At 70.8% G+C, this 22,595-nt stretch carries 16 protein-coding genes and 1 pseudogene; 11 read left to right on the top strand and 6 right to left on the bottom strand.

What is annotated here, in order from left to right:
- Positions 1-217 precede the first annotated feature (217 nt).
- The 3 genes from FM076_RS07600 to FM076_RS07590 all read right to left on the bottom strand — a co-directional run bounded on the left by FM076_RS07600 (position 218) and on the right by FM076_RS07590 (position 4,017).
- Complete coding sequence (locus FM076_RS07600; RefSeq protein ID WP_173869172.1) at positions 218-2,581, bottom strand: ABC transporter permease; 2,364 nt, start codon at positions 2,579-2,581, stop codon at positions 218-220.
- On the bottom strand, positions 2,578-3,381 hold the full coding sequence (gene modA / locus FM076_RS07595) for a molybdate ABC transporter substrate-binding protein (protein ID WP_173869171.1): 804 nt from the start codon (positions 3,379-3,381) through the stop codon (positions 2,578-2,580). Before modA ends, FM076_RS07600 begins: the two co-directional genes overlap by 4 nt.
- A gap of 240 nt (positions 3,382-3,621) precedes the next feature.
- Positions 3,622-4,017 carry a TOBE domain-containing protein gene (locus FM076_RS07590; protein WP_173869170.1) on the bottom strand — a complete coding sequence of 132 codons (396 nt, stop codon included), beginning with the start codon at positions 4,015-4,017 and terminating at the stop codon, positions 3,622-3,624.
- 384 nt (positions 4,018-4,401) lie between these two features.
- Between FM076_RS07590 and FM076_RS07585 the strand changes: the two genes are divergently transcribed.
- Complete coding sequence (locus FM076_RS07585; RefSeq protein ID WP_173869169.1) at positions 4,402-5,211, top strand: SAM-dependent methyltransferase; 810 nt, start codon at positions 4,402-4,404, stop codon at positions 5,209-5,211.
- 84 nt (positions 5,212-5,295) lie between these two features.
- On the opposite strand, the gene FM076_RS07580 is transcribed toward FM076_RS07585, so the two are convergent.
- Together FM076_RS07580 and FM076_RS07575 are read right to left on the bottom strand one after the other, a co-directional pair.
- The gene (locus tag FM076_RS07580; protein ID WP_173869168.1) at positions 5,296-5,970 is read right to left on the bottom strand and encodes a response regulator transcription factor; all 675 of its coding nucleotides are present in this window, start codon (positions 5,968-5,970) and stop codon (positions 5,296-5,298) included.
- Positions 5,940-7,112, bottom strand: a complete 1,173-nt coding sequence (locus FM076_RS07575) for a sensor histidine kinase (RefSeq protein ID WP_345944917.1) — start codon at positions 7,110-7,112, stop codon at positions 5,940-5,942. The genes FM076_RS07580 and FM076_RS07575 overlap by 31 nt, the downstream gene beginning before the upstream one ends.
- Positions 7,113-7,222: 110 nt before the next feature.
- On the opposite strand from FM076_RS07575, the gene FM076_RS07570 reads away from it, so the two are divergent.
- Both FM076_RS07570 and FM076_RS07565 read left to right on the top strand, forming a co-directional pair.
- Positions 7,223-8,107, top strand: coding sequence for an ABC transporter ATP-binding protein (locus tag FM076_RS07570; protein WP_173869167.1), 885 nt, complete (start codon positions 7,223-7,225; stop codon positions 8,105-8,107).
- A complete protein-coding gene (locus FM076_RS07565) occupies positions 8,104-10,521 on the top strand; it encodes an FtsX-like permease family protein (RefSeq protein ID WP_173869166.1) in 2,418 nt (805 codons plus the stop codon). The genes FM076_RS07570 and FM076_RS07565 overlap by 4 nt, the downstream gene beginning before the upstream one ends.
- A 417-nt stretch (positions 10,522-10,938) precedes the next feature.
- Here FM076_RS07565 and FM076_RS34920 read toward each other — a convergent pair whose 3' ends face one another.
- Positions 10,939-11,133, bottom strand: a complete 195-nt coding sequence (locus FM076_RS34920; RefSeq protein WP_243275228.1) for a hypothetical protein — start codon at positions 11,131-11,133, stop codon at positions 10,939-10,941.
- A gap of 16 nt (positions 11,134-11,149) precedes the next feature.
- Between FM076_RS34920 and FM076_RS07560 the strand changes: the two genes are divergently transcribed.
- From FM076_RS07560 to FM076_RS07525, 8 genes and pseudogenes are all read left to right on the top strand, one after another.
- Complete coding sequence (locus FM076_RS07560) at positions 11,150-12,271, top strand: pentapeptide repeat-containing protein (protein WP_345945399.1); 1,122 nt, start codon at positions 11,150-11,152, stop codon at positions 12,269-12,271.
- Between the two features lie 40 nt (positions 12,272-12,311).
- Positions 12,312-13,730 (top strand): tetratricopeptide repeat protein, encoded by a 1,419-nt coding sequence (locus FM076_RS07555; protein ID WP_173869165.1) that lies wholly within the window; start codon positions 12,312-12,314, stop codon positions 13,728-13,730.
- A 779-nt stretch (positions 13,731-14,509) separates the two neighbouring features.
- Positions 14,510-16,030, top strand: a complete 1,521-nt coding sequence (locus tag FM076_RS33485; RefSeq protein WP_243274360.1) for a lanthionine synthetase LanC family protein — start codon at positions 14,510-14,512, stop codon at positions 16,028-16,030.
- A gap of 162 nt (positions 16,031-16,192) precedes the next feature.
- Positions 16,193-17,167: an urea transporter gene (locus FM076_RS07545; RefSeq protein ID WP_180217728.1), complete on the top strand. Its 975-nt coding sequence runs from the start codon at positions 16,193-16,195 to the stop codon at positions 17,165-17,167.
- A 26-nt stretch (positions 17,168-17,193) separates the two neighbouring features.
- Positions 17,194-17,379, top strand: a complete 186-nt coding sequence (locus FM076_RS07540) for a hypothetical protein (protein WP_173869164.1) — start codon at positions 17,194-17,196, stop codon at positions 17,377-17,379.
- A gap of 204 nt (positions 17,380-17,583) precedes the next feature.
- A complete protein-coding gene (locus FM076_RS07535; protein WP_243274358.1) occupies positions 17,584-19,110 on the top strand; it encodes a multicopper oxidase family protein in 1,527 nt (508 codons plus the stop codon).
- Between the two features lie 389 nt (positions 19,111-19,499).
- Entirely contained in the window at positions 19,500-21,047 is a 1,548-nt protein-coding gene (locus FM076_RS07530; RefSeq protein WP_345944916.1) for a peptide MFS transporter, read from the top strand.
- A 274-nt stretch (positions 21,048-21,321) separates the two neighbouring features.
- A pseudogene (locus tag FM076_RS07525) lies at positions 21,322-22,595 on the top strand (hypothetical protein); the annotation flags it as partial.

Here is a 22,595-nt window from a genome sequence, read left to right as displayed (position 1 = left end):
GAACACTAGTGTGTGTGCGGTTCCATTATCCCGAACGACCTTGCAGGAGTTATGCGGAATGCGGGAAGGGCTGACGGGGCGGGGCAGGGGGGTGTGGCGTGCGCAGGCGCACGGGGAAGGCATGAGGCACGTGCGGCTGGGAGGAGCACGAAGGAGTAGGAGTTGGGGAGGGCGCCGGGGGCGCGGTGGGCGTGCCGTGGTGATGAAGAGACCGGGTTCAGCGGGAGACCAGAGTGATCTCCGTGGCCTTGACGCTGGTGAACACCGCGGCACCGTCCCCCAGTCCCAGTTCCGCGGCCGCGTCCGTGGTGACCTCCGCGACCAGATCGGGGCGGTCCCTGAACGTCACGAGCACCCGCAGTCTGCTGCCGACCGCCGTGATCTCCCGTACCGTCCCGGCCCATACATTGCGCGGACTGCCCTCTGGCCGTACGCGGTGCAGGGCCACCGCCTCAGGAGCGATGACCGCCAGCGCGGGAGTGCCCTTCTCCATCGGGTCCGCGACCATCAGCCTGCCGCCTTCCTCGAGACTGAGCCGGCCGTCCTCGTCCACGGTTCCTGCGAAGGCGTTCCGTCCCAGCATGCGCGCCACCCATGGAGACCGCGGATGGCGTGTGACCTCTGTCGGCGGCGCGTCCTGAAGGGCGCGCCCGTCCTCCAGCACGAGCACGCGGTCCGCCATTGAGACCGCCTCCACCGGGTCGTGCGTGACCAGTAGGCAGACTCCCCCGAAGCGGGACAGGTGGCGGCGCAGCGTGTGCCGTACGTGGGCGCGCGTCGTCTGGTCGAGCGCGGCCAACGGTTCGTCCAGCAACAGCAAACGGGGCCGTGCCGCCAGCGCACGGGCGAGCGCGACCCGCCCCGCCTGGCCGCCCGACAGCTGCGCGGGCCTGCGGTGCGCCAGATGACCGACGCCGAGCCGGTCCAGCCAGTCGCCGGCCTGTCTGCGAGCCTCGGCTCTGCGTACGCCCTGGGCCCGCAGCCCGTACGCGGTGTTCGCCAGCGCGCTCAGGTGCGGGAAGAGGGCACCGTCCTGCGGTACCCACGCCACTCCGCGCCGGTGCGGAGGCAGTGTGCCGACCTCGGTTCCGCCGAGCGACAGGTGGGCGCGCGCTCGTGGTGTGAGTCCCAGGAGGGCACGCAGCAGCGTCGTCTTACCCGCGCCGTTGGGCCCGACCACCGCGACGGTGGTGCCGGGCTCCGCGTCGAGGACCAACTCGGTGAAACCGGTGACGCGAGCATGGAGGGGCCAGCGTGCGCCGTGGTCGCCAGGGGCAGCACTTGGCTTGCACGAGGCGCTCCACTCGGACGGGGCGCTCTCCGGTTGTCGGGGCGCGACGGCATGGAGCACCTTGGGGCGCGCGAGCCCTCCGCTCTCCTCCCTGCCAATGCTGCTGGTGGTACTGCCGTTGCCGCTGCTGTCGCCCTCTCCGGCTCCTGTGCCTGTCCCTCTGCTTTTCGCGTCCTCTCTCCGGGAGCCGTCGCTCGGGGTAGTGCCGCTGTGGACGTCCTCGCTCCGGGGAGCTTCACTCCGTGCGTCCTCGTCCCGCGCACCCGGGTCAGGCGTGCTCCGGTGCCGCACGCTCGGGTTCCCCACGTCCGTGCTTATGGGCTGACCGCCGTCCTCTGCACGCCGGGCGGTCATACCTCGTATCCCGGTTCCACCTCGGCGGCCTGCCGTGCGTCCGGTCCCGGCACCTGCCCAGCGCCCACGTAGTGCGATCAGTACCGCCATGGCGATGGCGAGCAACAGCAGTGAGACCGACGTGGCAGCCTCCGGCTGGTCCTGGAGCAGCAGATACACCTGGAGCGGCAGGGTCTGCGTCGTGCCGGGCAGGTTTCCCGCGAACGTGATCGTTGCCCCGAACTCGCCCAGCGCCCGCGCCCAGGTGAGCGCCGCCCCGGCCGCCAGCCCCGGGGCGACCAACGGCAGTGTCACCGTGAAGAACACCCGCACCGGGGAGGCCCCCAGCGAGGCGGCGGTTTCCTCGTAAGCGGGCCGCAGCGCCGCGAGGGTGCCCTCCAAACTGATCACCAGGAACGGCATCGCCACGAACGTGGCCGCCACCACCGCGCCCGCGGTGTGGAAGGGCAGGACGATCCCGAAGGTGTCCTCCAACCAGGGCCCCAGCAGTCCTCGCCGGCCGAACCCCAGCAGCAGAGCCACCCCGCCGACCGTCGGCGGCAGCACCATCGGCAACAGCACGAGCGACCGCACCACGCCCTTGCCCGGGAAGTCGACCCGCGCCAGCAGCCAGGCCAGTGGGACTCCCAGGACCAGGGAGAGCGCCAGTGCACCGCAAGACACCAGCAGCGAGAGCTTCACCGACTCGGTCACGCCTTCGCTGCCCAGATGCGTGCCCAACCGGCCCCACTCCGTCCGCGCGAGGATGCCGAGCAGCGGCACCAGCAGGAACGCGATCGCCAGCAGCGCGGGCACCGCCAGCGCGACCGGCGTACCGGGACGCGTGCGCGGTCGGAGCCGCGTCCGGGCACGCGGGCCCGAGCGCGCGGCACCGGGGCCGTGGGTGCGGTGCCGGTCGGTACCGGGGCGCTGATCGCGGGGCAGCAGGCGGGTCATGGCTTCTGGAAGCCCGCCTTGCGCAGCAGCTTCTGCGCCTTCGACGTCTTCAGCCACTTCACGAACGCGGCGGCCTGCTCGGGGTGCTCGGACTGCTTGAGCGTGGCGGCCGGGTAGGAGGCGAGGGCGTTCTGGGCGTCGGGGATGTCCACGGCATCCACCTTCTTCGGTGCGGTGGCGGCGTCCGTGCGGTAGACGATGCCGGCGTCCGCCTCACCCAGCTCGACCTTGCTCAGCACCGAGCGCACGTTCGTCTCCCGGGACACCGGCTTGACCGTGAGCTTCTGCGCGTCCAGCACCTGCTTGCTGTAACGCCCGACGGGTACCTCATCGACCGCCAGCACAACTTTGAGACCGCTGTCCGTCAGGTCCTTCAGACCTTTCACCTTCTTGGGGTTGCCCTCACCGGTCGCGATCACCAGTCGGTTCTTCGCGATGAGGGTCGGCTTGCCGGTCTCCCCCTTGAGGCCGTCCATCGTCTTGGTGTCCGCAGTGACCAGCGCGTCCGCGGGAGCCCCCTGCTTGACCTGCGCCGCCAGCTCCTGCGACCCGGCGAACGAGAACCTCACCCTGGTGTCGGGGTGCTCCTTCTCGTAGGCCTTGCCCGCGGTCTTGAACACATCGGTGAGAGACGCGGCGCCGAGCACCGTCAGCTCGGTCTTGCCGCCCTTGTCTCCCTTGCCGCCCCCACCTCCTGCCTCGTCCCCGCCGCCGCCTCCGCATGCGGCCAGTGGAACCAGGACGGCGACGGTGGCGAGCGCGGCGAGGGTGCGGCGCGGTGTGAGAGGACTCGTGCGCATGGACGGGAACTCCTGGTGAGGGTGGGTGACGGTGGTCGGGCCGCCGGCGGATGGGACGCGAGAACGGCACGTGGTGGACGGGCGAAACAGGGGGGACAGGGGTGGGTCAGTGGTCCGTGGTGGCCTGGGATGGTGAGCCGGTGTGGGGGCGAGGGCCGACGGATGCCGGCTCGATGTTGTCGGTCGGTCCGTGATTGTCGGCCCGCGACTCTCGACAGGGGCACGCGGGCAGCGGTGCCGTCACGGGGTGTCGATATGTACGCTGGTCGATTTCACGCGAGCGGTGGCCTGCATACCGACTGTCAGCCCCAGCTCCTCGACAGCCTCCCGCGTCAGCAGGGAGACCAGCCTGTGCGGCCCCGCCTGGATCTCGACCTGGGCCGCCACATCGCCGAGCTTGACGGCGGTGATGATCCCGGGGAACGCATTCCGTGCCGAGGTGTAGGTGGCTTCCTCGTCGTCCTCGGTCTGCCGGCCGAGTTCGACGGAGAAGGCGGCCAGGTCCCGCCCGTCGATCAGCCGGCGCCCGCTCTCGTCACGGTGCGTGGCGACCCGTCCCGCGTCCGCCCAGCGCCGGGCCGTATCCGGACTGACGCCGAGCAGCCTGGCTGCCTGACCAATGGTGTAGGACTGCATGTGCGCCAACTTATGGCTTGCCTCCTCGCATCTGCAATGTATGGAGCAACTTTCTATAGCATTTGCCAGCTCGCCTTGGATGAATGGCCAAGCGTGATGGATGTGTGACGGGGCAACCAGGCCGGTGCCGGGGCCGGGACAGGGCGGCGGTGTGGTCCGGGCAGAGAGTGGGCCGTATTTGATCGCACGGGGGTTCGGTGGTAGCCGCAGGGTGCTCCTCTATGGCGCGACGTAGGCAGACGTAGAAAGGGGCCAAGGACAGTGCCCCTGCTCAGCTGTCACATGCTGTGCTGAACCAACGCATGCGCAACCGCCACGAGAGGCAACGCACACCTAGACTCGGCTCAGGGCCCGAAAGCGGAGCGGAAACGGAGGACACCGCACGTGAGTGAGAGCAGCGGTCCCGAGGGAGCCGAGACGCCGGTCGCCCACATCGCGCACAACGCCAGGGTGTGGAACTACTGGCTGGGCGGCAAGGACTACTACGAGGTCGACCAGAGGGTCGCCGATCGCATCACCCGCACCTACCCGAGCATCCGGGAGGTAGCCCGCGCCGACCGGGCCTTCCTCGGCCGCGCCGTACGGTACCTGGCCGGAGAGGCCAACATCCGCCAGTTCCTCGACATCGGCACCGGACTGCCCACGGTCGAGAACACCCACCAGGTGGCCCAGAGTGTGGCTCCCTCCTCCCGCATCGTCTATGTCGACAACGACCCCACCGTCCTCACCCACGCCCGCGCCCTGCTCACCACCTCCCCGGAAGGGGCCACGGACTACATCGACGCGGACGCCCACCAGCCCGGCGCCATCCTCGACGCAGCCACCGACACCCTCGACCTCGCCGAACCCGTGGCCGTCATGCTTCTCGGCATCCTCAATTTCATCGCCGATACGCAGGAAGCGATCCGGATCGTGGAGACGCTGATGGAAGCCGTCCCCGCCGGGAGCTACCTCGTGCTCACCCACCCCACCCTGGAGCTGGGCGGCTCCGCCAACGAGGAAGCCATGCGCTTTTGGAACGAGAACGCCACCCCTCCGATCACCGCCCGCACCCGAGCCGAGGTGGCCCGCTTCTTCGAAGGACTGGAACTGCTCGAGCCGGGGATCGTCTCATGCGCGCACTGGCGACCGGGACACACGGCCGACGACGAGAAGACCGTCGCCCAGTTCGGCGCGGTGGCCCGCAAGCCCTGACGTCACCGGTCACCGGCTCCGGCAGGAAATCCGCCGATGTCCACTGTGCCGAGCCGATGTGCTGACCTCCCGCCCTTCGCACGCTCACGCTTCCTCCCCTCTCAGATAGGTCAGTACGGCCAGTACTCGCCGATTGACGTCCGGGTCGTCAGCCGGCAGATCGAGCTTTACGAGGATGCTGGCGATGTGTTTGGCGACAGCTGCCTCGGTCACCACGAGCCGACGGGCGATAGCGGCGTTGGAATGGCCCTCCGCTATCGACGCCAGGACCTCACGCTCCCGGGGAGTGAGCCGCTCCAGGGGACGACGACGCCGGGCCAGAAGCTGGCGCACCACCTCCTGGTCCACCACCGTCCTGCCGGAGGCGACTCGCGCGACCGCGTCCATGAACTCCTTGACGTCCCCCACCCGCTCCTTGAGCAGATATCCCATGCCTGTCTCGCGCGGGCCCTCGTCCAGCAGCTCGTCGGCGTATGTCTGGTCGACGTACTGGCTCAGCACCAGCACGGCGAGACCGGGCTGCTCCGTCTGGAGGGCTCGTGTGGCTCGCAGCCCCTCGTCGGTGAAGTCGGGAGGCATCCGCACGTCGGCCACGACCAGATCAGGCCGATGCTCCCTGACCGCTGCCAGCAGAGCTTCGCCATCACCCACCGCCGCGAGAACCTCGTGACCGAAGCGCTCCAGCAGATGGACGATTCCCTCGCGCAACAACACCCCGTCCTCGGCGATCACGATGCGGAGAGAACGCTCGGGCTGCATGGAATCTCCACTCTCAGACGGGTCGGGCCGCCTGGGGGACTGGACAGGAACATTCTTCCGTCGGCTGCGGCAACCCGGTCAGCCAGCCCGGTCAGCCCCGAGCCTGACATGTCGGCACCGCCCACACCGTCGTCCACCACCTCCAGATAGAGCACCTCCTTCTCGACCCATGCCGTGACCTGGCAACGACCTGCTCCACTGTGCTTCGCGACGTTCGTGAGAGTCTCCGACGTCACAAAGAACGCCGTGGTCTCAGCAGCCGATGGGAGACGACCGGGCAACTCGATCTCCAGGTCGACGGGTACGGGCGAGCGTCCCGCTATGTCTCGCACCGCCGCGTGCAAGCCTCGCTCGCTGAGCACTTGCGGATGCACCCCACGGATCAGCTCGCGCAACTCCGCCAAGGCTTCCTTGGCCAGCGAATGCGCCTGGCCGATCTCCTTCGCCGCGGCACTGTCCGCCGGCAGATCCAATGTGGCCAGCCCCAGCCGTACGTTGAGGGCGACGAGCCGCTGCTGTGCTCCGTCGTGCAGGTCCCGCTCGATCCGGCGCCGTTCCGTCTCGAAGGCGTCCACCAGCCGGGCCCGGGAGCGGACCACCTCCCGCAGTTCCCCCTCATGGGGAGCGAGTACCGAACGCGCGACCGCTGCGCGTACCCCTGCCCACGCCCCTATCGGATAGCTCGCGACGATCAGCAGCAATACCCCGGCTATCGGACCGGTGACCTTCTCCCACGTGGTGGCCGTCGGCTGGAAAGGCGACAGCAGCAGCCAGCCGGGAATTCCGATCGAGACCAGTGCCACCGCAAGGTCGGCCAAGCCCACCGCGAGTATCGAGACGATGCCGTACCCATAGGTTCTCCGGTCCGTGGGCTGCAGCGTCACGCCGCGGTCGACCAGACCGAGACGCCACCGCTCCAGCGGGCCGGAGAGGGCGGCACCGAAGGTTACGGCCAGTACCGAGCACAACACTCCCGTCACTGTCCCGAACGGCGCCGCCAGCATGGCCGCGACGGTCAGATACACCGCGGCCGCGAGTCCGCCGCCGGACAGCAGGTAGGCCAGTCCGCGCCATGGCCACGCGGTGAGTGGAAACCGCAACGGCACCTGACCGAGAGCTTCCAGGACGTTTCGTGAGATCACCGGACGACCGTAGCCCGGCGGCAAGGGCCAGGGCAGTAGTGCCAGGTGTAGTACCAACACTAGTCCTGGCACTGATGTGGGGAGGTGCTCACGCGGCGTTCTCTTGAGCCATGACCTCACAACACACAACAACAGCGGCCGCCAGGTCTCGAGCCGGCCGGCCTGTCGAACCCGTCCAGAACCCGCTGCCGGTTGAACTGCGCGCGGTCGCGAAGTGCTACGGCGAAGCCGAGCGGACCGTGACCGCGCTCGCAGGCGTCTCCCTCGGCTTCGCACGCGGCACCATGACCGCTGTCATGGGACCTTCCGGGTCCGGCAAATCGACGCTGCTCCACTGCGCGGCCGGCATAGAACGCCCCAGCCGTGGCCAGGTTCTGGTGGACGGTACGGAACTGGCTTCCTTGAGCGAGGACGAGTTGACGGTCCTCCGCCGCGAACGGGTGGGCTTCGTCTTCCAGGCGTTCAATCTTGTCCCGGCATTGACCGCCGCCCAGAACGTGGAGCTGCCGCTCCGGCTCGCCGGTCGCCGTGCCGAACCGGGAGAGGCCATCGCGGCGCTGGAGCGTTTCGGGCTCGGTGACCGCGCCAGGCACCGACCCAGCGAGTTGTCCGGCGGCCAGCAGCAGAGGGTGGCACTGGCCCGTGCCGTCATCGCGCGACCGGCCGTGCTCTTCGCCGACGAACCGACCGGCGCTCTGGACACCCATACCTCGCGTGGCGTCCTGCGGATGCTCCGCGAGCTGGCGGATGCGAACAAGCAGACCGTGGTGATGGTCACCCATGATCCGGCAGCCGCAGCCTACGCGGACCGCGTCGTGCTGCTCGCCGACGGGAGACCTGTGAGTGAACTCCCTGGCAGTCAGGGAGCCGAGGCCATCGCGGCACGTATGGCGGCACTGGAGGAAACCGCACCGGGCCGGACCGCCGTGGAACTCCGCGCGGCGACGGCCGCGGGCCAGGGACGGGCCGACAAGCAAGAGGAGGGGCGGCCGTGATCAGTCTGGCAACCGTACGGGACCGCTGGTCCTCGTTTCTGGGCACGTTCGTGGCTCTCGTCCTCGGCGTCGCTGTTGTGACGATGAGTGGGCTGATCCTGCTGTCCAGGGGAACGGACGTGCCCGAGCGACTGGCAGGGGCGGCTGTGTTGGTGCGCGCCCCGCTGGGGGATCAGATCGGAGGCCAGTACGCGGAGCCGCCACCCTGGAAGCCGGAGGAAGCAAGAGAACTCCGGCGCGAACTGGCTCGGCTGCCCGGCGTGCGGTCTGCCGTCGCCGACCGCTCCTTCTACGCCCAGCTGCCCGGTACCGAGCAGCGCAAGGGGGAGCGGCAGGGACACGGCTGGTCCTCGGCCGCTCTCGCTTCCTATGGGCTCCAGGCCGGAAAGCCGCCGACGAAGAGCGACGAAGTGGTCCTCGACCAGGCGTACGGCCACAGGCCGGGAGAGCGGGTGACCCTGCTCACTGCCGACGGGCCCCACCGCTTCACCGTTTCCGGCACGATGGACGGGCCGGGCTACTACGTCACCGATGCCCGTGCTGCTTCTTTGTCCGGCGGGGTCCGCGTCATCGGGCTCACCCTTGTGAAGAGCGTCTCTGCGGCCGACATCGCGTCCGCGACGCGGCGAGTCGTGGCCACTGCGCGTGGTGGGGGAGAGGTCTTCACCGGAGCGGGCCGTGACGCTCTGGCACCGCGCCAGGATGAGGTCACTCGGTGGATCGGCGGCCAGGTCGTCACCGCCATGGCGGCGCTCTCGGTCTTCGTGACTGTCTTCATCGTCTCCTCGACCTTCGCGTTCACCGTGGCGCAGCGGCGACAGGAGTTCGGGCTGCTGCGCACTCTTGGTGCCACTCCGAGGCAGGTGCGCCGCACCGTCTGTGGAGAGGCGATGCTCGTCGGCGTGGTCGGCTCCGCTGCCGGGGCGCTGACGGGCCTGGCCCTCGCGCCCTCGACAGCGGCCGTGCTGGTGGACGCCGGCTTGCAGCCGGAAGGCTTCGTGGTGGACAGCCACTGGTGGGTCCCGTGTGTGGCACTCGTTCTCGGAACCGCCGTGGCATTGGCCGGAGCGTGGACCGCCTCGCGCCGAGCAGCGAAGGTGGCCCCGATGGAAGCGATGCGCGAGGCGGCCGTCGACGACCGGCCCATGTCCCGTAAACGCTGGGCGGCAGGAGTGGCAGCGACGGCAGCGGGACTGGCCTGCGCGGTGGCGACGGCCTTCGGCAGCAGTGACACGATGGTGCTGCTCGGGCTGGGTACAGCGGCAGGGCTGACCGTAGGACTCACGCTGCTCATCCCGGCGCTGGTGCGGTCGGTGGTCGGTGTGCTCACTCTCCCCCTGGCCCGCCGGCCGGGAGCGACATCCCTCCTCGTGCGGGAGAACATGCGCACTGCCGTACGGCGCACCTCCGCCACCATCGCGCCGGTGCTGGCCACGGTTGCTTTCGCGGTTCTCATCACCAGTACTGTCCAGACGACGGAGACCGCTGACACCGACCGCCAAGCTGCCGCTGTGCGGGCCGACACCGCGCTCGCACCCGTCGGCACTCCTGGGCTGAGTGATGCCGTGACAAGGAAGGCGGGGCTGGAGCGAAACGCGTTCTTGTCCTCCAACGTTTACGGCGGCAGCGGGCAGGCGGCGTTCACAGCGGCCGGGGTCGGCTCGGGATTCGCACGGCTCCATGGCCATACCACACCCTCCGAAGGCACCGTGTTCGTGTCCGAATCGGTGGCAGCCGCGCATGGGTGGCGTGAGGGGCGGTATGCCGTCTTCACCTTTGAGGACGGTCGTAAGGAGCGGCTGCGGGTGGCCGCAGTACTGGACGATGAGGAAGTTCCCTACCAGGTGGTGCTTCCTCGGGCAGTAGTGCGTCAGCACGACCCCTCTGCGCTGGCCGACGTGGCCTACCGCACAGATGGTGATGGGCCACGTCCCGTGGCCGGGATACCCGGGGCAAGGGAGGTCACGCCGGCCACTTATGCGTCCTCGTCGGATGCGGAAGAGGACAGGCTCGTGTGGATCTTCACCTTGATGCTGGTCGCCATGACGGCCGGGTACACGGCCATAGCCGTGGCTTCCACTCTGCTGACGGCCACCGCCGACCGAGCCCGGGACCTGCGGATCCTCCGGCTATCCGGAGCCACGCTTCGCCAGGTGCTGCGGATCGTCGCAGGTGAGACTGTCTGCGCCGTGATGTTGGGCGGGGCGCTGGGGATGGCCGTGGTGCTGCCGGCACTGCTGGGGATGGTGCACGGCCTGCGCGAGAGCCTGGGGGTGCCCGTCGCACCGACGGTCGCCTGGCCGTGGGTGGGAGGCGCGGTGGGGAGCTGTCTGATAGTGGGGCTGCTGGCGAGTGTGCTTCCGGCCTACAGGCTGCTGCGGACGGCGAGCACGGGACCTGTGCGCGCTGGATAGCCCCGCCGATGGCTGGCCGCCAGGTGCGTTCGGCGAGGGAAGCTTGGTGCCGCTGCCGTGGAGGGCGGGCCGCATGCGGAGCGGGGCGGCTTCTCGGCCCCAGGAGCTGGGGCTTCAGGGCCGGGCCGGAGGGGCGTAAGGGATGGCAGTGGCTGCTCGCGCCGGGTGGGTGTGTCCGAGCGTTTAGGTTGAGTGGGTGAACGAGATGAAGGGTTCGGGGCGCATGGAGAGGCTGCGAGCCGACTGTGAGCGGTGTGCGGGGCTGTGCTGTGTGGCGCTGCCGTTCGCGGCCTCGGCGGACTTCGCGGTCGACAAACCGGCCGGTGAGCGCTGCGCGAACCTGACCGTCGACAACCGGTGCTCGATCCATGCGCGGCTGCGGGAGAGTGGCTTCGCGGGATGTTCGGTCTTCGACTGTTACGGCGCCGGGCAGCGGGTGACGGCCCGGGAGGGGGTGGCGCCCGGGCCGTCCATGTTCGCGGTCTTCCGGGTGACGAGGCAGTTGCACGAGCTTCTGTGGCTGCTCACGGAGGCGGAGGCCATCAGTTCCGGTGAGGACGCGGGCACGTTGATCGCACAGCTCGACGCGCTGATCGACGGGGATGCGGACACGTTGCTCTCCACCGAGGTGGAGGTTTGGCGGGCGAGGGTGGGTCCGGTGCTGGAGCGGGTCAGCGAGCGGGTTCGCGAGGGGTTGGGCGGTCGTGACCTGCGGCGCGCGGATCTGGTGGGCACCAGCATGCGGGGCGCCCGGTTGCGAGGGGCGACCTTGCGGGGTGCGCTGGTGATCGCCGCGGATCTGCGGGAGGCTGATCTACGGCAAGTTGATCTTCTCGGGGCAGACCTGCGGGACACCGATCTGCGCGGGGCGAACCTGTCGGGTGCGCTCTTCCTCACCCAATCGCAACTGAACGCCGCACGGGGTGACTCCACGACGGTTGTCCCCGACACGCTGATCCGCCCCTCACACTGGCCGGACGCCCCCTCGCCCGTGCAGCATGAGGCGCCACGGCAGGCGCGGGGAACCTCGCGCGGAAGGGCCGCACCAGGTGGAGGCGGCGTCGGTGGGAGGAGCGGTCATGAGCAGCGGACCGGGCGCGGAAAACGCGGCAAACGGGACGGAGGATCCGCTTCTCGCGAGGACCGTCGACGCTCCGGCAACGGCAGCCCGGGCAATGGCAGCACCGGACGCGACGACATCGGAGGCAACAACACCGGACGCGGCAACACCGGACGCGACAATGCCGGAGGTGGCCGACGGGGACAGGGCGGCGAGTCGGGGCCCGGGCGTCCGTGGGGCGAGCGCGGGAGCGGACCCCGTGAGAGGGAAGGCGAGCGTCACGCCGGCGGACGGGGGCAGGGCGGGCGTGACCGCCCCGGCTCCGGGCGTACCGAGCCGGGTGGATCGAAGGAATCCGGTAGCGGATCGGCCGACCCCGGGTGGGACAGAGCACGGGAGCAAGACGGAGGCCGACGGAACCGTACTCGGCGGGACGACGATCCGGGGGAGCGGTCCCGGAAAAATCGCCCATCAGGAGACGGTTCGGAGCGGGAGCGAAGTCCACGGGGCGGTGCCCGGTACGGCAGCTCCCGAGCCGATGCCGCTCAACAGGGCAGTGCCCGGCGAAGCGGAGGCGCCTCAGACGGCGGAGCCGGACGAAGTGGGGGTGCTCGATCGGGCGGTGCTCCGCGGGGGCGTGCCCGGAGGGGCCAGCGGCCACGAGGGGGTGAGGGCCGGGCGCAGGGTTGATCCGGTGCGGCGCCGGCCGAGGGATCGGCACGGGCTGGAGATGAGCGAGCTCGGCGGAGGGGGCGGCGACGCGGATGCGGTGGCGCTGTACGAGCGGGCTGTCGACTCGTTTCTCTTCTTCCGCGGGGACGTCGCCGAGACGGTCGGTGAGATGCGCAGGGTGGCGCCGGGGGCACCCATGGGGCAGGTCTTCGCCGCTTACTTGGGTCTGCTCGGCACGGAGGAGGCCCAGGCGGTGGCGGTGCGCGAGGAGTTCGCGCGGTTCCGGGCCGACGCGGACCAGTCCGGCTTCACGGAGCGGGAGCGGGCACATCTGTGTGCTGCTTCTGTATGGCTGGCGGGGGACATCGAGCGGGCGGGGGCGTTGCTGAGGGAGATCACTGTGGCCTGGCCGCGGGACACTCTCGCGCTGGCTGTCGGACATCAGATCGACTTCTTCACCGGCAACGCCGCGTCGCTGCGGGATCGAGTCGCGGGTGCGCTGACCGCGTGGAGTGAGGAGGACCCGCACTACGGGCCGTTGCTCGGAATGCTCGGTTTCGGGTTGGAGGAGTCGGGCGACTACGCCAGGGCCGAGGAGACCGCGCGGGCCGCCGTGGAGCGCGGGCCTCGCGATGTGTGGGGCATCCACGCCGTCGCGCACTGCATGGAGATGCGGGGCCGGTTCGCGGAGGGCATCGGTTACCTTGACGCCCGGAGGGCGGATTGGGGGGCGGGCAACATGATGGCCGTGCACAACTGGTGGCACTACGCCCTCTACGCGCTGGAGGCCGGGGAGGTGGGCCGGGCGTTGGACATCTACGACGCCGCTCTCCACACCCCCTCGTCGGAGGGGGCGGTGCTCGAACTGCTCGATGCGGCCTCGCTGTTGTGGCGGCTGTACCTGGAGGGCGGCGAGGTACAGGCGGCCATCGGAGGGCGTTGGGAGCCGTTGGCGGACGCTTGGGCGGCGCGTGCGGACGGGCCGCACTATTCCTTCAACGACGTCCATGCGGTCATGGCTTACCTCGGGGCCGGGCGGATGCAAGCGGCAGAGGAGTTGGTGGCCGACCGTGCGGCGTGGGCGGCGCGTCCGCATCCGGGCGTCACCAATCACACCATGATGGTGGAGATCGGCCTGCCGGTGTGCCGGGCGTTGATCGCCTTCGGGCAGGGGCGGTACGAGAGGGCGATGGAGCTGCTGTTGCCGTTGCGGGGCCGGCTCCAGACGTTCGGCGGCAGCCATGCGCAACGTGATGTCGTGCAGCGCACATTGGTCGAGGCGGCGTTGCGGGCCCGACGGTGGGAGGTGGCCCGTATGTTGCTGAGCGAACGGCTCAGCCTGCGCCCGACCAGCCCCTACAACTGGCTCGGTCAGGCCCGGCTCGCCGATCGGTTGGGTCAGGCCGCAGTGGCAGCGACGGCCCGCGCGAAGGCGGCTTCGCTCGCCGCAACGGGAAGGAGTGCGCTGGCGGGGTAAAGGGCGAGCTGGGGAACTTGTTCCGTACCGACCGGGCGGTTTGTTGTCATACATGGTGCCGCCCCCTGAGTCCTGGTTCTCGGGGACTCGCTTGCCGTCCGGGTCGGCGGCCGGCCGGTACAGGAAGCCTTGGCCTTCGGTCTGTCTGCTGAGTGTCCGGCCCCGTTGTGTACCGCCGTCGTGTGTGCCTCGATTGCTCCGGCGCACAACTACCGTTCATATGAAGAGCGCTGGTTCATTGTTCGGTAATAGGGAAGACGGGAAGATCCCCTTTGTGACGTGATTGCGGCGACGTAATTGCCGGTAAAGGGGGCGAGTTGGGAAAGGGTTTACGGTCGCCGTGTGTCGTTCGGGTTGGTCGAGCGACTGAAGGTGGGCGGTGCGCCTGGTCGTACGGCCTCGCGAGGGGGATCCGGCGACGCGATGGTGATGGCACCCCGGGCGAAGCTCGCACCCGCTCTTGGAACGGAAACGCTTAACCGGGGCCTCTCTTGTGCGGCGGAACCCCGGAGAGGGCAAGAGAATTCCTGGCCACCGAGCGAGTGCGCGCTTTCCTCATCGAGCGCAAGCTCCGGGCTCCACGTGACGGCCGCATATCTCATCGTATTCCGCAGGGACCGCGTCCTGTTGTCCTGGCCCGCCGGAACTCCTGACGGACGAGCCCCTGCCCGAGGCTCCCGTTTCCCACTCCACCGCACCCCACTGCCGCCCCCGTACCGCCCCACCCCACCACCGCCCCTGTACCGCCCCACCCTCCGAACCGTCGGGAGATCCGCGACATGACGCAGTACATGACCGAGCACACCCTCACCGACGATGGTGCCCGTGCGGTGGCACTGCGGCTTGCCGTCGCCGTGCTGGAGCGGTGGACCGACCGTGCCAGACAGGCCGCTGCGCAGCGGCCGCCCGACGTGGTCAGGCGCCCGGTGGCCCCGGCCGATTCCGCCGATGGGCCCCCGGGCCCCGCGGAACCGGCAGTCCCCACCGATGTCGTGCAACTCGTCGAACACCCCGGTGATCCCGGGATCCCCGTCCTGGCACGGCTGGTGGCGGCCACGGGCGAGGTGCACGGAGACGCAACGGCGGTACGGACGGCGGCGCGTGCCTGTGCCGTGTGGGCTCGCGGGGTGGGCCGTGGCCCCGGCCATCGGGGGCTGTACGACGGCGGGCTGGCAGGGACGCTGGTCGGTCTGAGGCAGTGCGCTGTGCTGCATCCGGCACTGCATCCGGTTGCGGACCGGATGCGGGAGCGTCTGCTCGACGTTCCCGCCGACGGGCCCGCGGGGTCCTCGGGTGGCTGGTCCGCCGGGGCCGCGGCCGGCCGTCCCGGCGGTGCGCCCGCGCGGTACGGGACCGTCCAGTTCCCCGACTACGACCTGATCCTCGGACCCTCGGGCGTCATCCTCGCGCTGACCATCGACGCCGCTGGAGCACAGGGCGGCGGTGCCACGGGTGGCGGCAACACAAGCGGGGGCAACGCGGACACCGGCTTCTCAAGGGGCGGCGTTCCGGGGAACGGGGGCGGGGGCGGGGGCGGCTTCGCGGATGCCGGGGACCGTGCCGGTTACGTGACGTACGCCCTGCGCCTGGCGGCCCTCTGCGACGACGCCGAACTGCCCGGGCTGCGGACGTATTACCCCGGACACCCGTTGCTGGGATGGCTGCACAGGCGGATCAACACCGGTATGGGGCACGGTGTCGCGGGCGTCACGAGTGCGCTGAGTGCCGCTGTACGGCAGTTGGGGCCGCGTTCCGAACTGGCTACGGCACTCCGGAACACCTGCCGCTGGCTGATGAGCGAGTCGTTCGAGGACGCGCGGGACATCCGGACGTGGAGCGGGTGCGGGCTCGACGGGGCGTCGCGTCCGCCGGGGGCCCACGCGCGCCAGGCGTGGTGTTACGGCACGCCCGGTGTCGCCTGGGCCCTGTGGGACGCGGCCGACGCCCTCGGGGACCCGGACGTGGCCGAGTGGGCAGCCGCCGCCTTCACCTCCTTCACCGCCGGATTCCACGAGGGCTTCCACCTCTTCGGTGACCATCCCGGCGACCGTCTGGGACTCTGTCACGGTGCGGCAGGTGTGCTGGTGGTCGCCGACGCGCTGCGGCTGCACGGCGGGGTGCCGGCCGCCGCCGTGCTGCGGGAACGTCTACTGGCGCATCTCGTCGCGCACGAGAACGAGTTGTGGGACCTGGCCGGGCGCCGGTGCGGACTGCTCGGCGGCGCGGCCGGGGCCCTCGCCGCTCTGCTGACGGTGACCGGCGGCAACCGCTCGTGGCTGCCCTGTCTGGGCCTGCGCTAACCACCGGTCCCGGTGTGATCGCACCGGGCCGTGCCTGGCCGCACCGGGGTCTTCCTGGTCGCACCGGGGCCGGGTCTGATCGCAACCGGAGCGCACTGTACCGGCCGGATCGTGCCGGGCCCCGCCTCCCCCTCACCCTCTGGGTGCGTGTACGTTGCAGCTATGAGCCGTTCCGTTTCGTGGGATCTGCCGGTGGCCGGTGTGGCGCGGCGGCAGCCGGTGCGTTTCGGCTACGAGGTGCTGCGCGGCCTCGCGCAGGTGGACTTCATGCCGAACGCCGCGTGCGGCGTCTTCTTCGTCGCGGCGCTCTTCGCCTCCGGCTGGCGCTACGGACTCGCCGCGCTGCTCGGCACGGTGCTCGGAACGGCCACCGCCTACGTCCTCGGCGTGGACCGCGCACGCATAGCCGCGGGGCTCGAAGGCTTCAACGGGTGCCTGGTGTCACTGGCGTTCGCGGTCTTCCTCGGCCCGGGGTACGGCTCGACATGGCTGCTGGCCGCCGGGGGCGCTGTCGTCGCCGCCGTGCTGACGGCCGCGCTCGTCAATCTGCTGCGGCCGTGGTCGATGCCCACCTTCACGCTGCCGTTCTGCCTGATGGCCAGTGTGGTCACGGTCGCCGCGCCGGGCTTCCGGCGGGTGTGGCACGAGGGGTCCTCGCTGTCGGCGCTGCCGCGTCCGGCGTCCGGTGACCCCGCGCTGGGGCTGGGGGACGCGGCGCACGCGCTTCTGGCCAACGTGGGGCAGATCTTCCTGATGCCGCAGTGGTACGTGGGTCTGCTCTTCCTCGCCGGCATCTTCGTCGCCGACTGGTTCGCGGGACTGACGGCTTGTCTGGGCAGCGTCGTCGGGACGGTGACGGCGTGGGCGCTGGGCGCGCCAGCCTCCGACGTGGCCGCGGGGCTGCTCGGGTACAACGCGGTGCTCGTCGCCATGGCGCTGGGTGCGGTCTTCCTCGAACGCGGTGTCGCGAGCACGGTGTACGCCGTCGTGGGGGCCGCTGCCTCGACCGTGCTCACGGTGGCCGTCACCTCGTTCTTCGCGCCCTTCGGCGGGCACACTCTCACCTGGCCGTACATCCTCACCACCCTCTTCTTCCTCGCGGCCGTTCCCTCCTTTCCCCGCCTGCGCAGGAGTTGACCCCGGCCGGTCCTCCTCTTGAGTGGATGTCGAGGGCCGTCGCGCACGCTGGGCTTTCCAACCTGGAGGTCATCGTGTGGGTGCGCAAGGTGTGGTCGGTGGTGTGGAACATGCTCGCCGCCTACGGGCAGCTGTGGCTGGTCCCGTACGTCGACCGGACGGAGTGGCAGGGGGGCGCGGGGCGGGACGAGCGACGGCGTGCGCCCCACTGAGCCCCCTCGGCGAAAGGTGTTCAGTGTTCAGTGTTCAGTTTCGTCCGGTACGGTGACGTGATGACCGAACCGTCACACAGCTCGTCCCCCGACCGCTCCGGCGCGGAGCCGTCCGGCCGTGAGCCTGCCGGCGACGAGCCCGCCGGCCCTTCCGCGGGGCGGTCCGGCCCGGGGCGCCGGCGAACCGTGCGCCGCCGTCGCCTGATGATCGCCACGGGGTCGCTGCTCGGCCTCGGTGTGCTGGCCGGCGGCGCGTACGGCGTCAATTTCGCACTCGTCTACCGCGACCGGAAGCTGTCCAACGTCGGTGAGTTGTCGTTCCGCAACCGCCTCGCCATCCCCCGGCTGCTGGAGCCCGAGAAGGACGCGAAGGGTGTACGGCACTTCGCGCTCAAGGCCCGCACGGGCACCAGTGTGCTGATCCCCGGCAAGAAGACCCCCACGTGGGGCGTCAACGGGCCGTTCCTCGGCCCCACGCTGCGGGCGCGCCGCGGCGACACGGTCTCCGTCGCGTTCAGCAACGGACTCCCCGAGACGACGACGCTCCACTGGCACGGTATGCACCTGCCCGCCGAGATGGACGGCGGGCCGCACCAGTCCGTCTCCCCGGGCTCCGTGTGGCGGCCGAAGTGGCGGCTCGACCAGCCGGCGGCCACGCTCTGGTACCACCCCCACCCGCACGGCGAGACCGCCAACCACGTCACTCGCGGAATCGCGGGACTCTTCCTGGTCGAGGACGAGCATTCCGAGGACTCCGGGCTCCCGCACGCCTACGGAGTGGACGACGTACCGCTCATCATCCAGGACCGTGCCTTCAACAACGACGGCTCGTTCTCCATGACCGGCCTCTCCGTCTCCGAGCAGCTCACCGGGGTCGACCCCCTCGGCGTTCTCGGGGACAAGATCTTCATCAACGGCACCGCCGATCCGCATCTGGAGGTGACCACCCGGCTGCTGCGGCTGCGCATCCTGAACGGCTCCAACGCGCGCTCCTACAACCTCGGTCTCACGGACGGCCGCGCCTTCCACCTCGTCGCACAGGAGAGCGGTCTGCTCCCGGCGCCCGTCCGGCTGCGGCGCCTCCAGCTGGCGCCCGCCGAACGCGCCGAGATCGTCGTGCCGTTCGAACCGGGTGACAGGGTGGTGCTCCGCAGCTACGCGCCCGACCTCGGGGTGGGCTTCCCCAACGTGCGGTTGGACGGCGGGGAGGACACCTTCGACCTGCTGCAGTTCCGTGCCGCGAAGAAGCTGCGCGGCTCCGACCGGCTGCCCGCCTGGATCGCCGGAGCTCCCCGGCCGGTCACCGCGCAGAAAAGCGCGCACCGCCGCACGTTCCGGCTGGCAGGCCGGCAGATCAACGGCAAGCACATGGACATGAACCGCATCGACGAGGTCGCTTCCGCCAAGGCCGTCGAGCTGTGGGACGTCCGGGGCGAGGACGGTCTGCCGCACTCGTTCCATGTGCACGGCACCAGTTTCAGTGTGGTCTCCGTGGGCGGCCGTCCGGTGCCGGAGCGGCTTCGGGGCCTCAAGGACACGGTCTACCTGCACCCGCAGGAGTCCGTGGAACTGGCCGTACCGATGCCCGAGTACACCGATCCGGCCACTCCGTACATGTTCCACTGCCACATGCTGCGGCACGAGGACCAGGGGATGATGGGCCAGTTCACCGTCGTCAAACCCGGTACGGAACGCTCGGCACCGCGCCGCGTGCCCGGCGGCCACCACTGACCCCCCGACCCCAGGCCTACGACTTCCCGGACGCCTGAAGCCCCCGCCCACCGGGGATACCCAGCCCTTGAAGCCCCGGGCCTCCGAACCCCGGAACCCCGGCCCTCCGAACCCCGGAACCCCGAGCCCCGAGCCCCAGAGCCTTCGAACCCCCCGGCCGTCCCGGCGCTCCGCCGACCGGCTCCCCCGCCGTCCGCTGCGTTCGGTCGAGTGGCACGCAAGCACGTCTTCCTACCCTCCCGGTACCGCGGCGGAGGTGCCGCCGGCCGTGACGGGAGGCGACGACGAGCATGGGACCACAAGCGCAAGAACCCCCGCACACAGGGCCGGGGGTGGACCCGGGGCCGGGGGTGGACCTGGAACCGGGGGCGCACCCAGAGGCGCGGGCGGTGCGGACCGGGGTGGGCCGGGAGGAGGAGCCCGCCTCTCTGCGCCCCTGGCCCGCCTGGTTCCGCACCCTGTTCATGAGCGACCTGTGGGAGCGGTTCGGATTCTTCGGCATGCAGGCGATCCTCGTCCTGTTCGCCGCCGCACCCCGCGACGAGGGCGGGCTCGGCCTGGCCAAGGTGGACGCCGCCGCGCTGTTCGGCGCGTGGATCGGGCTGGCGTTCATGCTGTGCCTGCCCGGCGGCTGGCTCGCCGACCGCGTACTGGGGCCCCGCCGCACTCTGGTGCTCGGCTCCGCCGTCCTCACGGTCGGCCACTTCGCCCTGGCGACACCGGTGCTGTGGCTCACGCCGCTCGCGCTGGTGCTGCTCGCCGTGGGCATGGGACTGTACAAGCCGAACCACCAGGCCATGGTCAATCTGATGTTCAGCGGCAGCACCCGCCGCGAGGCGGGCATCTCGCTGATCTACATCGGCATCCAGGTCAGCGCCCTCACCTCCCCGCTGATCGCCGGTTTCCTCGGCGAACGCGTCCACTGGCGGCTCGGGTTCGCCGTCTCCGGCACCGCCATGTTCCTCGGCACCGTCCAGGTCGCCGTCGCCCGGTCGCGGTTCCTCGGCAAGGGGGAGCGGCCCGGCAGGCCACTGGTCGCGGAGGGCGCACGACGGGCCAAACGGGTGGCCGGCACGGCTCTTACGGCCGTCGCCGTGCTGCTGGGCGGTCTCGCGGCCGTGGGAGGTCTGACACCGAGCAGCGGCATCGCCCTCGTCGGCCTGGCCTCCATCCTTGCGCCCGGCCTCGCCTACACCTTCCTGTACCGCAGCCGCGAGCTGACCCCGGGCGACCGAAGACGACTCCGCTCGTTCCTGTGGATCTTTCTCGGCTCCACGCTGTTCTGGTCGCTGGTCGCCCAGGACGGCTCCTCGCTGACGCTCTTCGCCAAGCATTCCACCGAACGCCATGTGCTCGGCTTCGAGGTGCCGGTCAGCTGGCTCCAGTCGGCGACGCCGCTGTTCATCCTCGTGCTGGCGCCGGTCTTCGCCTGGGTGCTGCTCAAGCACGGCGGTGAGCGGGTGAGCGTCCCGGCCAAGTTCTCCACCGGACTGCTGCTGACCGGGGTGAGCTTCCTGCTCATGGCCGCCGCCGCGGGGTTCGCCTCGGGAGGCGAGAAGGTCTCACCGCTGTGGCTGCTGGCGGTCTACCTGATGCACGCCTGCGGCGAACTCATCGTCGCCGCCGTCGGCATCGCGGCCGTCGCCGACGTGCTGCCGCGCCGCTTCCTCGCCCAGATGCTGGGACTGCTGTGGCTGTTCGCCGCGCTCGGCGGGGGCGCGGGCAGCGGGCTCATCCGGCTCCTGGACGTCATCCCGGAGGCGCTGTACTACCTGCTGCTGGCCGGTCTGGCTCTGGTCGTCGGCGGCACCCTCGCCCTGCGCCGTCACGCCGTAGCCCGCGGGCTGGCGCCCGAGAGCGTCCAGGAGGGCGAGCGGAAAGCCGCGAACGCGCCGGACTCCGGCCCGCCCACCGTCAAAGAGGGGGACCCTGCCTGACGGGACCCGGTGTGTCGGGACCCGGTGTGTCGGGACCGGGATGACGGGACTGGAAGACGGGACCCGGAGACGGGTCGCGGGAGTGATGCCCGCGTTCCGGAACGGGGGGCAGGACGGGCAGGACGGACACGCGGCCGGTGCGCCTCGGCCGCCCACGCGGGCGGCGACCCGGCGGGGTCCGGCGGGGGCCCGGCGGGGGCCCGGCGGCACACTATGCCGCCGGACCCTCCCCGTTGGGGCCCCAACGGGCCGCGAAAGGCGCCAGGATGGCGGGATGGATGTCGCGGAACTCGTGCTCAAGTACGTCGAGGCTGTGATCTGGCCGCTGGTGACACTCGTGGTCGCCTGGTACCTGCGCGCGTATCTGCGGGAGGCGTTCGCGCGGATGACGCGGATCGAAACCCCGGCCGGAGCCATCGAGTTCGAGGCCGAGGCGCGGCAGGTGCGCGAGCGTGCCGAGGAGATGAGGGCGGAGGAACGGCCGGTGCCCACGGGCCCCTATGGTCCGGTGCCGTATCCGTGGGCCGGCCCTGAGCCCTCGCGGGTCCCCGAACCGCGACCGCCCGCCCCCGCCCCGGCCCCGCGCCCGTCGCCGTACCCGCCCGCCCCGGAGCCGTATCCCGGTGATCCGCGCCCGACACTCCCGGCCCCCGTCGAACCTCCTGCTGCCGAACCGGACACCGACGACTGGGGGCTGACCGACGAGGACCCCGTCGGCGAACCGCTGGTGGACGGGCCGCCGGTGGACGAGCCCCGTGCCGAGGAACCTTCGGATGGGCCTCTGGACGACGAGGGGCCTTCGGACGACGAGACGCCTTCGCATGACGAGCCTCTGGACGAGGCACCTTCGGACGAGGAGACCACCGACCCGCACCCCACAAGGCCCCTGCCCCCGATGCCGCAACCCGCACCGGCGCCCGCCCCCGCCCCCTCACCCGCCCCGGCACCGGACTACGCCCCGCGGACACCGCCACCCGGGCCCGCACCCGGCCCGAGTCCGACCCCGGCCCCTAGCCCGAATCCGAGCCCGGCCCCGAACCCGAGCCCGTGGACGGAGCCGCACCACCCCCCGGCCCCCGGTCCGATTCCGTTCCCTTACCCGGGCCCGGCCTCCGATACGGGCCCGTTCGCCCCGAAACCTCCGGCCCCCGAGCAGGGGCCGGTACTCCGGCGGAAGCCCGTACCCGCGGAGGAAACCGGAACCGGAACCGGAACAGGGACAAGGACGGGAACAGGAACAGGCGCGGGGGACGGCACGGCGTACGAGCTGCCGCCGCTGTCGGACGGCGCGGCGGCCGGGCCCCCGGCGACCGCCGCCGTCTTCCACGAGGCGTGGGAGGCCGTCGACGCCTCGCCCGTCGGGGCGTTGGTGACGGCGTGGGCGACGGTGACCGGCATGCTGGACACCGCCCTGCCCCGTCTGCCGTACCCACCGCACCAGCCGGATCAGCCGCGTGTGCCGCATCCGGGCGTGCCGCACCTGGTGGCCGAGCCGGGAGCGGGCAGGGAGGCACCGGCCCTGCGGCGCCGGCTGCTCCTGGCGGGGCG

The organism is Streptomyces albus subsp. chlorinus (assembly GCF_013302895.1).
Taxonomy (GTDB): Bacteria; Actinomycetota; Actinomycetes; order Streptomycetales; family Streptomycetaceae; genus Streptomyces; species Streptomyces chlorinus.
The sequence above is the reverse complement of the archived record's forward strand: the minus strand, read 5'-3'. Positions and strand labels throughout refer to the sequence as shown.

Excerpts from the sequence above, each read along its gene's own strand:
- FM076_RS07600 (WP_173869172.1), bottom strand. The coding sequence starts at position 2,581 with ATGACCCGCCTGCTGCCCCGCGATCAGCGCCCCGGTACCGACCGGCAC.
- modA (WP_173869171.1), bottom strand. The coding sequence starts at position 3,381 with ATGCGCACGAGTCCTCTCACACCGCGCCGCACCCTCGCCGCGCTCGCC.
- FM076_RS07590 (WP_173869170.1), bottom strand. The coding sequence starts at position 4,017 with ATGCAGTCCTACACCATTGGTCAGGCAGCCAGGCTGCTCGGCGTCAGT.
- FM076_RS07580 (WP_173869168.1), bottom strand. The coding sequence starts at position 5,970 with ATGCAGCCCGAGCGTTCTCTCCGCATCGTGATCGCCGAGGACGGGGTG.
- FM076_RS07570 (WP_173869167.1), top strand. The coding sequence starts at position 7,223 with ATGACCTCACAACACACAACAACAGCGGCCGCCAGGTCTCGAGCCGGC.
- FM076_RS07555 (WP_173869165.1), top strand. The coding sequence starts at position 12,312 with ATGAGCGAGCTCGGCGGAGGGGGCGGCGACGCGGATGCGGTGGCGCTG.
- FM076_RS33485 (WP_243274360.1), top strand. The coding sequence starts at position 14,510 with ATGACGCAGTACATGACCGAGCACACCCTCACCGACGATGGTGCCCGT.
- FM076_RS07545 (WP_180217728.1), top strand. The coding sequence starts at position 16,193 with ATGAGCCGTTCCGTTTCGTGGGATCTGCCGGTGGCCGGTGTGGCGCGG.
- FM076_RS07540 (WP_173869164.1), top strand. The coding sequence starts at position 17,194 with ATGTCGAGGGCCGTCGCGCACGCTGGGCTTTCCAACCTGGAGGTCATC.
- FM076_RS07535 (WP_243274358.1), top strand. The coding sequence starts at position 17,584 with ATGATCGCCACGGGGTCGCTGCTCGGCCTCGGTGTGCTGGCCGGCGGC.